Raw genomic sequence first — 13,811 nt, forward strand, 5'->3', positions numbered from 1 at the left:
TCCAACTTTCTTTTAATGTTCCTACGCTACGCGCTTTTAAATAATGCATTTCAAGTCCATGGGTGATAGAAAATAGACCTTGAAGGAAACTATCCTTCAAGGTCTCATATATCATTTGTTCTTCTTTAGTCTTGCCATTGCTTCTTCAACTGTTTCGTATTGAATGTTATCGTACTCCCAATTCAAATGGCGGTTAATTGCCTTTGCTACCTCAGCCCATGTAGGGCGAATGCAATCTCCTAAGATTTTGTTAATCTCTTCCTCTACTAAACTTAAATCGAACCTTTCCATAATAAAAGTAGCTCGACCATTTACAATCTTATCCTCTTTCAGAAAAGAAAGCAGTCTTTTAGGGCTTACTACTCTAAAATAAAAATAATCTACCCCTTCCGCATCATCCGTTCCAATATCTGCATTTGCTGCAACTCCAAAATCATCATCTGTTACATCTGGTTCGTCACCAACTAACACAATTCTTTTTAAAACTGGCACTACCATATAGGATCACATCCTGTTTATTTGATTTCAACATGGTAATTCGTAAGTTTGGTATTTTTAGCATCAAAAGTCTCAAAATTGGCTTCATAGACACCTTTCCCCAGTTTTTGTCCAGTTCTAACCCTTCTAAGCTTGTCTTTACTAGTATACAACATCCCACCATCAATTTTTTGTATAGCCGCACCCTCTCCGACAAAAATACGCGCTGCTTGATGCACAACGTAGGCGGATACTGTACCTTCCAATCCATCTATCGGTTTCGAGTTTCTGGCCAGCTCGGCTAACTGTTCTGGGGTGATCTCACAACTATTATGCGTCCAAATCCACAGATTGGAGACAAAATACGTATGGAAATCCTTCACCTTGAAGTTGTAAACGGTTGTGTGCCCCTGCTTCTTCTCCACCTTTTCAATGGCTACCTCTTTGCCATTCGAAGTGGTTAGAACATCCCCTGGCACAAGTTTTTTAGCTTCCACCCACCCCTTGCCAACAATCCAAAACGGATGCTCATCTGTTGTTGTAATCACTTCACCGTAAACTGTAAGATTATACGTCTCTTGAACATCTCGTTGATAGAGCCATTCCACTTCCTTGTATGCCAACTTGCCTGTCTCTTCGTCTTTGGCCAGAACCTTGTCCCTGACCTCGATTTCCTCGATAGGTTTCTCACCTTCATCCGTTAAAACCTTTGTCCCTGCTGTAAAGCAATTACATTCAAATAAATCATCAATGGTCTTACCCGCTTTCTTGACTAGCTTTCCACCAACCTTGGTCAAACGAAGCACAGGAACCGTGGCTGCACCAGTCTCATATATAACAACATCTCCATTAAAGAGAAACTCGGCAAACTTTCCATATTTATCCCGCCCAGTCGCTCTTCCTGAATGGATGTAATAAACTAACTGATTCGTTAACTCCCCTTTCTCTTCTAGTACTTCTCCACCACCAACGTTTACGTTGAGAGAAACATGCACGCTTCTGTTCAGAATTACTTCAAAAGCAATGACAGACATTAAAAAGTCTTCATTGTACGCCCCCGTGATCGGGCCATCATAGAACAGCATAGCCTGCAGATTCTCTTGTGCTTGACGGATCGTGGCGCTTGGAATGGTGCTGTTGTAGCGAGAGATTAAATATTGGATATCAAGCTCTTCATTCGGGTTTGTATTTACAATACTTATTGGCACAAGAATTTGATATTGTTGTGCATCGGAAGCTACGACTTTAACAAAGTAGACGCCACTTTCAGCCCGATGTCCGGGATTCACTTTTGTGTAGATGCCATTCCAACTGAACGTATGGTATCCTGCTGGCTGGTTCGTTCTGGTCTCTTCATAGACTGGTCTTCCCTGCTTGAGTACCTGAATCGTTACGCTTGGATGGGGATTTGAAAATCTCCATTGTACAGTTACTGATTTTTCAAAACCTGGTGTTGTATCCACTGCGAAATTACTGGAAATTCGTTTTGGACCATGAAAGCCTGCTTGATAGCTTTGACCGATTTCAGCGGACAATAGCGAAATACCAGAATTTAATTGGACTGGTGCCTGGCTTTGATTCCAAACTACCTTTGCATAGTAGGTCCCAGCCGCTTCTGTAACAAACAACGTGTCTTCCTCATTCGCGTGGAAGGTTTTAAGCTCAGTTCCTTGCGAGTCCTCCAAGATGAGCATGTTATTTGTCACATACAGGTTCATGTAAGCCATTTCTTCAGCCGTGAGCACAAAGTAGTCAACGTCATAGGGAGACGACAATTTGTCCGTATAAATTTCATCCCATTCAGCCGGAATGGCTGTTTCTCTCGTGCTGTCCAAGTCTTCTTCAAAGGTAAGTCGAGACTGCAAGGCAGGTGCTGTTGTTTCAAGCTTAACGTAGTATGTTGTATTCGCTGTCGCGTCCCATTCGACTTTTGAAAATTTGGTGCCAAAAGGACCTTCATGATCGTCGTTGCTTGTCACTTCATTCTGCAAATTTGCATCCGAATAAATAGACAGTCTTGTATCTTGTTCAAGTCCATTATTGAAATACGGAGACGAAAAAATTCGGTGCTTACCAGAATGGGCTGGCGTCACTTTAAAGAAAGCCGCTGTGCTATTACTTTTATTTACATCTACAAAGGAATCGACACCCAAGTTCTCAAACTCACAAAAGTCGTTTTAAGTGAATCAAATCTTACACATCCCTTCCTCTATTTCCAATTAATTGATATGCAGACTTGGTTATACTCTTAAATACTCTGCGTGCAAGATGATTCATAGACAAACGAATTTGTCGATGATCCAAAATACCCCGTCACGATTGCCTCCGCATCACTCCCCCGCTCGCTTCCGTATCCGCAAGTCGCCACGCCCTCACTAAACCGCGCCCATTCAACACCGCTTATCTTGACAATCCCCCCTCAAAACTCCCCTTGTAATATCTCCAAACAAAACGAGTATGCATAACAATAACGCCCCCTAGTCCTGCTGTATAAAAATGGAACAAATTAATATACAAAATAACAACCTCCTCTAACTCACTACCATTTCCACCCTTCGACAAATCTGCGGTTTCCGGCGGTTCCCCTGCACTCGTGGCCCTTTTTCATTACAAAATCCTTATTGATAATAGTAATCATTCTCTATATAATCAAGCCAAACAGTATTGATTCTCATTATCAAGATCAGGAGGCTATACATAGTGAAGCAATCAGGATGGAAAATGGGCATGATTGCCCTACTTTTGACAAGCGCTGTCGGGTGCAGCAGTGCACAGTCTCCCGAACAGGCAACCACTCAGCAGAACCAAACCAGCGAACAACCGAGCCAAACCACCTCCACGCAAGCGGCATCCAGCGAGCAGGCTGCTCCCTCTGTCAGCATTGATGAGAAAAAGGCGGAAGAACTGCTCGCCCAGTTTCAAAACCAAACTCCCACAAAAGTCGTGACCATCTCTGTCGCGATTACGGAAATTTTGCATGAACTCGGGATCGCCCCCGTAGGCGTACCGACGACGAGCAGCAAGCTGCCAGCGGCTCTGGACAGCGTTCCGCGCATCGGGACGTCGCACCAGCCGGACCTGGAGCAAATCGCGAAGCTGCAGCCGGAGTTCGTGCTCGGTCCGTCCTCGATCAAGGACAGCGTCGACAAAAAATTAAAGCCTGCCGGCACACCTACCGCTTACTTGCCTGTCGATTCCTTGGATGAGCTGAAATTGTCCACTGTCGTACTCGGACGGCTGTTCAAGCAAGAGGCAAAAGCAGAGCAGCTCCTGAGCAAAATTGCGGAGCAGGAAAAAAGCATCATCGAAACGACGAAGGGCAAACCGACGCCAAAGGTGCTGTTCCTGTTCGGCTCGGCGGAATCGCTCATGGTCATGAGCGACCAGACTTTCGCCGGAAGCATCGCGCACAACCTAGGAGCCGTCAACGTCGCTACCGACACGTTGAAGCAAACGCAAACGTACGCGCCGCTGAACATGGAGAGCATCGTCGCGGCCAACCCGGACGTGATTTTGCTCGTGGCGCACGGCGATCCGAATGCCTTAGCGAAAAAATTCGAAGAAGACGTGAAAAAGAACGGCGCCTGGGAAAAAATGAACGCCTTCAAAAACGGCAAAATGCAGTCGCTTGATTTCAGCACGTTCGGCACTGCCTCGATCGTCAACGCCCCTGCCGCCTACCAGCAGCTCGCGGAAATTCTGTACAAGTGATAAGGAGTTTTTGCAGTGAGCCAGAACCATTCAACCAGGAAACCAGTCCTTCTCAGCGTCGCTTGCCTGCTGCTCGTAGCGGCAATCGTCCTGTCTGTCGGGCTTGGGAGCGTGCAGCTCTCGCTGTGGGAAACGATGACGACCGTACTCGGCCAAGGCAATGAAGCCAACCATACGATTCTCTGGGACATTCGGATTCCCCGCGTGTTTCTCGCGCTGCTGATCGGGGCCAACCTCGCTGCGTCCGGGGCGCTGCTGCAAGCTGTCATGCAAAATCCGCTGGCTGATCCGGGGCTGACCGGGGTATCCAGCGGGGCAGCGGTCACGGTGTTGTTCATCATGCTGGTCGTCCCCGGTTATTCCGCGCTGATTCCGCTCTTTGCCATTGTCGGCGGGGGCATCGCAGCCGTGATGGTCTACTTGTGGGCCTGGAAAAAGCAAGGGGGCTTCACCCCGATCCGCATTATTTTGTCCGGTGTCGCCGTCAATGCTGTATTTGGCGGCGTCATCGGCCTGTTGTCCATCCTCTACAGCGACAAGCTGCCAGCGGCTCTGCAATGGATGAACGGAAGCCTGTCCGGGAAAAGCACAAGCGACGTGCTGACGATTCTCCCCTACTCGGTCGTCGGGTGGATCGCTGCGCTGATGTGTATCCGCCAGGCCAACATCTTGCGTCTCGGCGAGCAGGTCGCGCACAATCTCGGGCAAAACCTGAACCGGCTTCGCTTCACCCTGTCCCTGATCGCGGTCTACCTCGCGGCCATCTCCGTTTCGACCGTGGGCCTGGTCGGTTTCGTCGGGCTGATCGTCCCGCACATGTCGCGCATGCTGATGGGCTCCGATTACCGGATGAACTTGCCGTTTGGACTCGTGCTCGGCTCGCTCGTCCTGCTTGTGGCAGACACGCTGGGCCGGACGCTTTTTGCTCCACTCGAAATTCCGGCGGGGATCGTCATGGCCATCGTCGGCGGGCCTTACTTCCTTTATCTGATGCGCAAAGGAGGAACGTGATGTGCTGAACGTGCAGTCAATGAACGTCTGTTACGGCAAAAAACGAATCGTAAATGACTTTTCGCTGGATATACATGAAGGAGAGATTGTCTCGCTCATCGGGCCAAACGGCTCCGGCAAATCGACGGTCCTCAAAGCCATCTCCCGGCTGATTCCTTGCGAGAGCGGCTCGGTGCGCATCGCAGGGGAGCCAGCCGACAACATGAGCATGAAGCAGCTTTCCCGCATCATGTGCATGCTGTGCCAGTCCAACTCCTGTCCTTCGGATGTGACTGTCGAGGAGCTGGTCGGCTACGGTCGCGTCCCCCACAAAAAATGGTATGAACGGCTGGATGCAGCCGACTACGAAATCGTCGACTGGGCGTTGCAGCAAACAGGACTGGAAAGCTACCGGGGCCGCTATCTCGCTTCTCTGTCGGGCGGGGAAGCCCAGCGCGCCTGGATCGCCATGGCCTTGGCCCAGAAGCCGAAGCTGCTGCTGCTCGATGAGCCGACGACGTATCTGGATATTGCCCACCAGCTCGATGTGCTTGAGCTGATCGCCAAGCTGAATCGGGAATTGAAGCTCACGGTTGTCATGGTGCTGCATGACTTGAATCACGCCAGCACCTACAGCGATAAAATTTGCGTCATCAAAGACGGGGACATTCGTGTTTTCGGCAAGCCTCAGGATGTGTTTACGCTGGAGCTGATCCGCAGCGTCTACGGGGTCGACACAGAAATCCGGTACGCGCCAGACAGCACCAGCCCGCGTATTCACGTCCTGAAAAAAGCGCAATAAAACTACAGGAAAAGCGAGGGATGCTCGTATGAAAGCAATGGCGAAGGAAGCGATGAAGGTCCAGTACCAAACGTTTGCTGCCGGTATGAAGACGCTCATGCTCAGCACGGTCGACGAGCATGGAAAGCCGTTTATCTCCTATGCCCCTTTTGTCAAAACCAACGGAAAGTTTTATATCTACATCAGCAAAATCGCCAACCATTATCGCTATTTGGAAGAAACGTCGGCAGTCGATGCCATGCTGATTGAGGATGAAGCGAAGACGGCCAATCTGTTCGCCCGCCAGCGCGCCCGCTTCGTCTGCACAGCGAGAAATATCGGCAACGCGGACTGCGACGAGATTTTCGCGCTGTTCGAACAGCGCTTTGGCAAAAGCATGATGGATATGCTGCGCGGCCTCGACTTCTCCCTGTTTGAGCTGACGCCATCCGAAGGCCGCTACGTCGCCGGATTTGGCCAGGCGTACGACATTGATCTTTCCGCCGACAAGTTCGAACACGTCAATCGCGACGGCCACACCCAAACCGCCAAATAATCATTCGCGCCAACAGGAGGGCAAATTCATGACCAATTCAACGTATTCAACTGCACTGACACTCTGGCTCACGATCCAGGAAAGATTCCACAAGACAGCCAAAAGCATGCCGGAACAAGACTTGACGCTCGGGCTCGGCCCTGCCTCCATCGGGTATATGCTCAGACATAACGCCGAAGTGGAATACATGTTTGCCGAGTGGTTTTTCGGCCGCAGCATCCCGGCGGACGTGGAGCTACTGACGAAAAACGGCCCTGTCGAGGGGCGGCAGTTTACGAACTTGCAGGAGCTTGCCGATTTTATGACGGCTTCCAACGAGCATTTGCTCGAAGGCATGAAAAGCTTGTCCGAGGAAGCGTGGCATACGCCTGTCAATACGCCGCTCGGCAGCTCGACTCCGCTCGAAGCGCTGGGGCGTCTGATGTACCATACAGGCATCCACGCCGGACAGATTTCGCAAATCCAAAAAGCGTTTCATACAAGAGAAAAAGAGCGCACGCACTAAAGCGCCCTATTCACGCAAAAAGCGCCCCCATCCGACCTGGACAGGGGGCGCTTTTTTCATGCTTGGGTTTAACATTTTTACATGACGATTTTTCTCGCCGCGTTGACGAACATTTTCACGCCGACTTCCAGCGCATCCTCGTCGATGGTAAAGCGCGGGTGATGGTGCGGATACGTAATGCCTTTTTCCTTGTTGCCGGCAGCGACGTAGAAAAAGCAGCCTGGCGCTTTTTGCTGGAACGCCGAGAAATCCTCGCCGCCCATGGTCGGGCGCATATGCTCCACCCACTCCGCTCCCAGCGATTCCACGACTACTTCTTCCATCAAGCGGGTCACTTCCTCGTCGTTGATGACCGGACGGTAGCCGAACTCGTACTTGAACTTGTAGCTTGCGCCGTGCGCTTCCGTAATCCCTTTGATGACGCGCTCCATCAGGCCGGGAACGGATTCGCGCAGCGTCTGGTCAAAGCTGCGCACTGTCCCGCAAATTTCCACTGTGCCCGGAATGACGTTGTGTGTCGTGCCGCCCACAAATTGCGTCACGGACAAGACGAGGTTGTCGAGCGGGTCGGCGTTGCGCGAGACGATGTGCTGCAGGTTGGTCACCACTTGCGCCGCAACCGCGATGCTGTCGATCGTCTCGTGCGGAAGAGCCGCGTGCCCGCCTTTTCCGAGCACGGTAATCCAGAACGTATCAGGAGCTGCCATCATCGGCCCAGGGCAAATGCCTACGGTGCCGTACTCCATCGTCGCCCACAGATGCGTACCGATCACGATGTCCACGCCATCCATGACTCCCGCCTGCACCATTTCCTCCGCGCCGCCCGGAAATACTTCTTCCGCGTGCTGGAACAAAAAGCGCACCTCGCCTTTGATCTGGTCCTTCATCCCGGACAAAATTTTCGCGGTTCCGAGCAGCATCGACGTATGGCCGTCATGTCCGCACGCATGCATCACGCCCGGATTTTTCGAGACGAACTCAAACGTGTTTTCTTCCGTAATCGGCAAAGCGTCCATGTCGGCGCGCATCGCCAGCACTTTTCCCGGCTGCGAACCGATCAGGCGGGCCATTACGCTGTTTTTCGTCGGCCGACTCACTTCCAGATTGCCAAAAGACAGAAGCGTCTCGTACACGAACTGCGCTGTTTTCTCTTCGTGAAAAGACAGTTCGGGATGCTCGTGCAAATAGCGTCTCCACGCGATTACTTGCTCTTTGACCGCCTCTGCCGCCTGATTCAATGTTGTTGCTGTCGCTGTCATCCGGTTCTCCTCCTCGTTCGGTGCGCTTTTTGCCCGTCGTCGCCAAGCTGCCGAACCCTCGTCTCTTTTGTTTGTGCGCCTGTTGCTTTTCCGTCAGTCTCTCTATATTTGCTTCGCCAAAGCCAGCACGGTGCGGTACAGCACGTTGGCTCCGTCCGCGCAATCCTCAATTGTCGAATACTCGGCCGGATTGTGGCTGATACCGTCTTTGGAGCGAATGAAAATCATGCCGACCGGACACAGGTCAACCAGTTGCATGCAGTCGTGGCCTGCGCCGCTCGGCAACCGGAACGCCTCCAAACCTTCCTGGGCACACGCCTCTGCCGCCGCCTGCTGGATGCTCTCGGAGCATACGGCAGGAGCGATCCGCTGCAACAATTCCACTTTCAGCGTCACGTTCCGCTCGGCACAGATCGTTTTCGCCCGCTCGATTATGCGCTGCTCGACCTGATCGCGAACCGCTTCGTCCACATCACGCAAGTCGAGCGAAAACTCTACCCGGCCCGGAATGACGTTGACTCCGCCAGGGAACGCCTGCACCTGTCCGACCGTCCCTACGCTTGTGCCCGTCCGCGCTGCCTCTTCCTCGATGGCAAGCATCACGAGCGCTGCCGCAGCCAGCGGATCGCGGCGCAAGTTCATCGGCGTAGCTCCAGCGTGGCCCGCTTCGCCCTCCAGCACGAATTTCATCCAGAGCGGTCCTGCGACACCCGTCACGATCCCGACGGACAAATCGCGGCTTTCCAGCACCTTGCCCTGCTCGATGTGCAGCTCCACGTACGCTTTGACGCTGCCGGGCGTGCGCGCCGCCTGACCTGTCTGATCCGGGTCCAATCCGACCTGGCGCATGGCTTCGGCAATCGTGATGCCGTCCTTGTCCGCCTGCTCCAGCTCGCTGCGCTTAATCAGCCCGGCGATCCCGCGGCTGCCGATCATGCCGTAGCCGAAGCGCGTGCCCTCTTCATCCGTGAAAGCGATCACTTCAATCGGATGTTCGGTCTCTATGCCTTGTTCCTGCATCGTCTGCAAAATTTCTACGCCTGCCAAAACGCCAAGCGGCCCGTCGAAATCTCCGCCATTCGGTACGGAGTCGATGTGCGAGCCTACGAGAACAACAGGTGCCGAAGGGTTTTTCCCCTCTTTTCGTCCAATCAGATTGCCTACCGCATCTTCGCGAACTGCCAGTCCCGCTTCCTTCATGAAGCCGGCGACGATGTCTTTTGCTGCCCGTTCCTCAGGTGTAAATGACAGCCTCGTTACCCCTCCGGCCTCCTGGGCGCCAATCTTGCCTACCTGCCCTAGTCGGTCCCACAATCGGTCCGCATTAATCATGACAAGAGACTCCTCCTTCGTAAAACCGTCTATTAACGGTTGATTTACGGCTATGTCCCTAATTGTATAATAGTCTGTCTATTTTGAAAAGGAGAAAAGCCTGCGTCATGCTGATTTTTCCAGTTGGTTTTCACGGAAAAAGGCGTGCAAATGCGCTTGCTCGTTGCACGCCTTTTCTATGTTCACGATTGCAATTGGTTGAGTAGAGAGGCAGGCCCCCTAGCTTCTCAAAAATGGATCCGGTACACCTTGCGCGGACGCCCCCGCGGATGCGGGTTTTCCTCCCCGACCACCTGCGCGATGCCCTTCGATTCCAGCTCGACCAAAATGCGGCGGGCGCTGCGCGGCTGAATCTGCATGTGCGAAGCCAGCTCGTGCGCGTTGATCTCCTGCTTGCCCCGCTTTTTCAAGATCGACTCCAGCTTCGACAGCGTCATGACGCTCAGCGAAGTAAGCTGGCTCAACTCCTGCAGCTTCTTCGAGTCGTACCGATAGGCGATCTGCTCGTCGCGTCCGAGCGGCCCCACGACGCTTTTGTCGTCCAGGAAAACCATCCAGTTGCCCGCGCCCCGCTCCTTGGCGTGCAAAAGCGCAGTGCCGCCGTGGATTTCCGCTTCGTACGCCGTCTTGCCGATCCCGATTCCGCACGTCACCAGATCGGCGCGAATCCCGAACAGCTCCTCCAGGTCGGGGATCGTCGCATAGTCGCCGGTGACTTCCTGCACTTTTCCGCGCGTCGTGAAAATGACGTAGCGCCCCGGCCCCGCCGTCTTCAGCGAGCCTTGCAAATACTTGGCGTAGCGCAACAGCTTTTCCATCGTCTTGATCTCGGCGTTTTGCCATTCGTCCGTGGAAAAACTCCCGCCTGCCAGCTCCCGAAACGGATCAATCTCCATCATCTGCACAGCGATTTGCGTGTCTTTGAAATGCAGCATCTCATGCGTGCGCAAAAGCATGTGGACGACCGACAGCACGCCCGCTCGCGTCGGCACGACGCGATGCACGGGAACGCCTCTGCGCACAAGCTCCAGCTCTGCCGTCCGCAGGCAGGTCACCGCCGCCTTCGTCTTGCCTTCCTTCCACAATGCCTCATGAAAATCCGCCAGCTCATTGGCAGAGATCGCACCTTCGTAATGCTTCAGCCATTTGTAGCCTTCCGCGATTCCCGCTTCCATGAGAAAATGCCCCAGCTCCTCGCCCGAAAACGTATCGAAGCTCACCTCATCCACGCGAATCCCGAGCTGATGGGACAGATGCAGCAAGGTCCGGTACAGGCTCGCGCCAATATGCGGCACATACGCCATCGGCACCTGGATTTTTCCGGTCTGGCTCGCCATCGCATAAGGAACCTGACCCGAGAAAAGCCACATGTCCACCTCATCCAGATGCGCCATGAGCAGCTCGACGATTTCCTCTTCTCTCCAATACACAATCGGCAAGCATTCGATCTCGGGAAACTCCTGCATGACCGATCGGATAATCACAAGCGAATCATCCGCGCCGATCACGCCTAGTCGCAGCTTCAATACACGTCCCTCTTTCACAGCGTTTTTTCCTAGAATAGCAAAAATATGCCCGCACTTACAGCCACCCCCGCCTCATCCGCGGCTGACCAGCCCTCCTGCCGCCTGCCCGAGCCAGTGCGCAGCGTACAAAATCGGCACGGCCAGCAAGCAGAACGGCAGCGTACTCCAGACGAGCGGCCACGTAAGCACCCCTGCTTCAAACAGGCAGACATAGGTGTAGACGCTGTACGGCAAAACGAGCACGACTGCCGTCACGACGCCCGGTGTGTACGTGCGCAGCGCAATCGTGTGTCCGATGTGCGTGAAAACGTGCAAAAACATAACGTGCAGGCAGACGAGAAAAAACGGCAAGTACGTCCCAAGCGGCAGCGTGGCAGCCGCAAGCACGACGGCAGCGGCGAGGACGGCGAAGACGCACGTGACGGCTACGGCAAACTGCGCGGTGTTCATCGCAAGCGACGGCTCCACGAACTTTTGCAGCCAGCTCGGCAGCGCGCGCAAAACCTGCTCCCGCTTCTGCGCAAGCCAGCCCTCGACCGTGATGATTTCCTCCAGATCGTGAAACACAAACACGACCAGCAACAGCCAGATCAGATTCACAAGCTCACTCATGCCGTGCCCCCTCCCTCGTCTTTTCCTGCAAGATTCCGTGCGCCAAAAACGACACCGCCTCGTCGGCGAGCTGCTCGGCCGTCTTTTCCCCCGCCAGCAAAAAGCGGGACGTCAGGCGGTAGCAGACGGCGACCATTGCTTCTGCCGCCACCTCCGGCGACAGGTCGGCGCGGACATGGCCCGCCGCCTGGTTTTGCCGCAGATTGGCGCTGACCATGGCTGCCAGCTTGCGGTGCAGCTCCTCTCCCGCCTCCGCCTGATAGAGCACCATCTGCGTCAGCTCCGGCCGCCCCTGAAAGAAGCGGAACAGCGCCAAGAGATTTTCCCGCACCTGCCCGTACACATCCGCTTCGTCCAGCGCCGTCACCTTGCTCCCTCCGTCGGCCAGCACCCACAGCTTCGCGAAAAACTCGTCCATGAGCTGCTGGTACAGCCCTTCCTTGCTCTCGAAATACTGGTAAAAAGACGCTTGCGTCAGCCCGGCCGCCTTCACGATGTCACTCACCCTGGCACGGTGAAAGCCTTTGGCCGCAAATTCGGAAGCCGCTGCTGCCAGCAACCGTCCGCGGCTTTGCTCCCCTTTGGAAAATTTGCTGTCCATCCGTGTTGTTCACTCCTAAAAAGTAACTTTTCAGTTATATAACTCTTGAGTTACTTTTACAACTTTTGGATGATATTGTCAATCCCCTCTTGCTTTTTTGGTTTGGACTGCGTAAAATGATTGCTCAAAGGGTATCTTTCGATGGCAATGAGGGAGAAGAGTAGTCATTTTTCGAGACGGCAGAGAGCTGATGGTTGGTGCGAATCAGTGTCAAGGAAATGGTGAATGGGCTCCCGAGCTCCAAACCGAACCCGTTTTTCAAAAGCGGCAGTAGGCTTTGGCGTGACGTCCGTACGTTACAAAGGACACCGTATCAAAACGGTACGGAACAAAGCGATTTTGCGCATGGCTTTTCCCGTGTGCAAAATAACAAGGGTGGCACCACGGTTCATTCGTCCCTGTCCAGGGCGGATGGACCTTTTTGTTTTTCTCCCAAACAGATTTCCCTCTATGGAAAGGAGCAGCACTCTCATGAAAACCATTTTTTCCGGTATTCAGCCGAGCGGTATTTTGACCCTTGGCAACTACCTCGGCGCGATGAAGCATTTCGTTCCGCTGCAGGACCAGTTCAACTGCTTTTACTGCATCGTCGATCAGCACGCGATCACAGTTCCGCAGGAGCCAGCCGTCTTGCGCGAAAACATCCGCCGTCTGGCAGCGCTCTACCTGGCAGTCGGCCTCGACCCGAACAAAATGACTTTGTTCGTCCAATCGGAAGTGCCAGCCCATGCCAAACTCGGCTGGATCATGCTGTGCACCTCGTACCTCGGCGAGCTTGAGCGCATGACCCAGTTCAAGGACAAATCCGACGGACGGGGCGAATCGATTCCGGCCGGCTTGCTGGCGTATCCGCCACTGATGGCCGCAGACATTTTGCTGTACGGCACAGACTACGTTCCGGTCGGCGAGGACCAGAAACAGCACCTGGAGCTGACCCGCGACCTGGCGACCCGCTTCAACAACCGTTACGGCGACATTTTCACCATTCCGGAAGTACGCCTGCCGGAAACGGGCGCACGCATCATGTCGCTTGCCGACGGCACGAAAAAAATGAGCAAGTCCGATCCGAACCAGGGCGCTTTCATCTCCATGCTCGACGACCCGGCGACGATTACGAAAAAAATCAAGCGCGCGCAGACCGACTCGGACAGCAGCGTGCGCTATGACAAGGCAGAAAAGCCTGCCGTATCGAACCTCATGACGATCTACTCGCTCTGCTCCGGCAAGTCGCTGGAAGAGATCGAAGCGATGTACGAGGGCAAAGGCTATGGCGCATTCAAAACCGACCTGGCGGAAGTCGTGGTGGAGACGCTGCGTCCGATCCAGGAGCGCTACGAGCAACTGTTCCATTCCTCCGAGCTGGACGACATCCTCTCGGCGGGCGCAGAAAAGGCAAATGCCGTGGCGAATGAAATGCTGCACAAAGTAGAAAGAGCAATGGGAATGGCGCGCTAGGAAAAT

General features: G+C 53.7%; 13 protein-coding genes and 1 other annotated feature. Of the genes, 6 read left to right on the plus strand and 7 right to left on the minus strand.

The genetic code is table 11. From position 1 onward, the window contains the following. Positions 1-111: 111 nt before the first annotated feature. Positions 112-498: an Imm8 family immunity protein gene (locus AC3WJN_RS11895; protein WP_007782801.1), complete on the minus strand. Its 387-nt coding sequence runs from the start codon at positions 496-498 to the stop codon at positions 112-114. A gap of 17 nt (positions 499-515) precedes the next feature. Next, a complete protein-coding gene (locus AC3WJN_RS11900; RefSeq protein ID WP_157179527.1) occupies positions 516-2,630 on the minus strand; it encodes a polymorphic toxin-type HINT domain-containing protein in 2,115 nt (704 codons plus the stop codon). 547 nt (positions 2,631-3,177) lie between these two features. Here AC3WJN_RS11900 and AC3WJN_RS11905 point away from each other — a divergent pair. Genes AC3WJN_RS11905 through AC3WJN_RS11925 form a run of 5 tightly spaced genes read left to right on the plus strand, consistent with a single transcriptional unit; the run spans position 3,178 to position 7,020 of the window. Then, positions 3,178-4,188 carry a helical backbone metal receptor gene (locus AC3WJN_RS11905; protein ID WP_492329267.1) on the plus strand — a complete coding sequence of 337 codons (1,011 nt, stop codon included), beginning with the start codon at positions 3,178-3,180 and terminating at the stop codon, positions 4,186-4,188. Between the two features lie 15 nt (positions 4,189-4,203). Then, positions 4,204-5,199: a FecCD family ABC transporter permease gene (locus tag AC3WJN_RS11910; RefSeq protein ID WP_007782812.1), complete on the plus strand. Its 996-nt coding sequence runs from the start codon at positions 4,204-4,206 to the stop codon at positions 5,197-5,199. A 1-nt stretch (position 5,200) separates the two neighbouring features. Beyond that, the gene (locus tag AC3WJN_RS11915; RefSeq protein WP_005836095.1) at positions 5,201-5,980 is read left to right on the plus strand and encodes an ABC transporter ATP-binding protein; all 780 of its coding nucleotides are present in this window, start codon (positions 5,201-5,203) and stop codon (positions 5,978-5,980) included. 28 nt (positions 5,981-6,008) lie between these two features. Next, positions 6,009-6,515, plus strand: a complete 507-nt coding sequence (locus AC3WJN_RS11920) for a HugZ family pyridoxamine 5'-phosphate oxidase (protein ID WP_492329268.1) — start codon at positions 6,009-6,011, stop codon at positions 6,513-6,515. Positions 6,516-6,543: 28 nt separating this feature from the next. Continuing rightward, entirely contained in the window at positions 6,544-7,020 is a 477-nt protein-coding gene (locus AC3WJN_RS11925; protein WP_005836091.1) for a DinB family protein, read from the plus strand. Between the two features lie 77 nt (positions 7,021-7,097). Here the strand turns inward: AC3WJN_RS11925 and AC3WJN_RS11930 are convergent, their stop codons facing one another. The 5 genes from AC3WJN_RS11930 to AC3WJN_RS11950 form a co-directional block, all read right to left on the minus strand. Continuing rightward, the gene (locus tag AC3WJN_RS11930) at positions 7,098-8,279 is read right to left on the minus strand and encodes a M20 family metallopeptidase (protein ID WP_007782819.1); all 1,182 of its coding nucleotides are present in this window, start codon (positions 8,277-8,279) and stop codon (positions 7,098-7,100) included. 102 nt (positions 8,280-8,381) lie between these two features. Then, the gene (locus AC3WJN_RS11935) at positions 8,382-9,611 is read right to left on the minus strand and encodes a Zn-dependent hydrolase (RefSeq protein WP_026557928.1); all 1,230 of its coding nucleotides are present in this window, start codon (positions 9,609-9,611) and stop codon (positions 8,382-8,384) included. A gap of 227 nt (positions 9,612-9,838) precedes the next feature. Next, positions 9,839-11,137 carry an ArsR family transcriptional regulator gene (locus AC3WJN_RS11940; protein ID WP_492329269.1) on the minus strand — a complete coding sequence of 433 codons (1,299 nt, stop codon included), beginning with the start codon at positions 11,135-11,137 and terminating at the stop codon, positions 9,839-9,841. 72 nt (positions 11,138-11,209) lie between these two features. Continuing rightward, on the minus strand, positions 11,210-11,749 hold the full coding sequence (locus tag AC3WJN_RS11945; RefSeq protein ID WP_327991482.1) for an HXXEE domain-containing protein: 540 nt from the start codon (positions 11,747-11,749) through the stop codon (positions 11,210-11,212). After that, entirely contained in the window at positions 11,742-12,350 is a 609-nt protein-coding gene (locus AC3WJN_RS11950) for a TetR/AcrR family transcriptional regulator (protein WP_487091729.1), read from the minus strand. The genes AC3WJN_RS11945 and AC3WJN_RS11950 overlap by 8 nt, the downstream gene beginning before the upstream one ends. A 138-nt stretch (positions 12,351-12,488) precedes the next feature. Further along, positions 12,489-12,753: a binding site (T-box leader), on the plus strand. Positions 12,754-12,821: 68 nt separating this feature from the next. On the opposite strand from AC3WJN_RS11950, the gene trpS reads away from it, so the two are divergent. Beyond that, positions 12,822-13,805, plus strand: a complete 984-nt coding sequence (gene trpS / locus AC3WJN_RS11955; protein WP_005836084.1) for a tryptophan--tRNA ligase — start codon at positions 12,822-12,824, stop codon at positions 13,803-13,805. Positions 13,806-13,811: the final 6 nt, after the last annotated feature.

The sequence above is a fragment of the Brevibacillus sp. FW306-2-1A-C05A genome (genome assembly GCF_058781555.1).

Excerpts from the sequence above, each read along its gene's own strand:
- AC3WJN_RS11925 (WP_005836091.1), top strand. The coding sequence starts at position 6,544 with ATGACCAATTCAACGTATTCAACTGCACTGACACTCTGGCTCACGATC.
- trpS (WP_005836084.1), top strand. The coding sequence starts at position 12,822 with ATGAAAACCATTTTTTCCGGTATTCAGCCGAGCGGTATTTTGACCCTT.
- AC3WJN_RS11930 (WP_007782819.1), bottom strand. The coding sequence starts at position 8,279 with ATGACAGCGACAGCAACAACATTGAATCAGGCGGCAGAGGCGGTCAAA.
- AC3WJN_RS11935 (WP_026557928.1), bottom strand. The coding sequence starts at position 9,611 with ATGATTAATGCGGACCGATTGTGGGACCGACTAGGGCAGGTAGGCAAG.
- AC3WJN_RS11895 (WP_007782801.1), bottom strand. The coding sequence starts at position 498 with ATGGTAGTGCCAGTTTTAAAAAGAATTGTGTTAGTTGGTGACGAACCA.
- AC3WJN_RS11945 (WP_327991482.1), bottom strand. The coding sequence starts at position 11,749 with ATGAGTGAGCTTGTGAATCTGATCTGGCTGTTGCTGGTCGTGTTTGTG.
- AC3WJN_RS11950 (WP_487091729.1), bottom strand. The coding sequence starts at position 12,350 with ATGGACAGCAAATTTTCCAAAGGGGAGCAAAGCCGCGGACGGTTGCTG.
- AC3WJN_RS11920 (WP_492329268.1), top strand. The coding sequence starts at position 6,009 with ATGAAAGCAATGGCGAAGGAAGCGATGAAGGTCCAGTACCAAACGTTT.